General features: G+C 55.9%; 1 pseudogene. It reads left to right on the top strand.

The window, feature by feature from the left end:
• Positions 1-149: 149 nt before the first annotated feature.
• Positions 150-392, top strand: a pseudogene (locus GS12_RS22840) (FMN-binding protein); the annotation flags it as partial.

Below are 392 nucleotides of genomic sequence, written 5' to 3'. Positions count from 1 at the left end.
TCATTGCACGGGTAAAGATCATTGTTTCTCCTCATGAGCAGGATGGCGCCAGCGTGCGGCCGGATGACGCGACGAAAGCCGATCCTGATTAAATAATTTTTTACGCAGCGTGCCGGGCCGATAGGCGGTTTTATAGCGCCCGCGCTGCTGTAACTCCGGCACCTGAAACGCCCGGTCTGGGCGACAAAATTGAGCTACGCATTTCCGACTGGATCAACAGCTTCAACGGTAAGCGCCTGAACGGCAAAAACGATGTGCATTTTGCGGTGAAAAAAGACGGCGGCGATTTCGATCAGTTCACCGGCGCCACCATTACCCCGCGCGCCGTAGTGAATGCGGTGAAACGCGCTACCCTGTATAGTGAAACGCTGCCGGGGCAACTTGCCTCGCTG

Origin of the sequence: Erwinia oleae, assembly GCF_000770305.1 — a bacterium.
Taxonomy (GTDB): Bacteria; Pseudomonadota; Gammaproteobacteria; order Enterobacterales; family Enterobacteriaceae; genus Erwinia; species Erwinia oleae.
Note: the sequence above shows the minus strand (reverse complement) of the source record. Positions and strands in the feature narration are given on the sequence as shown.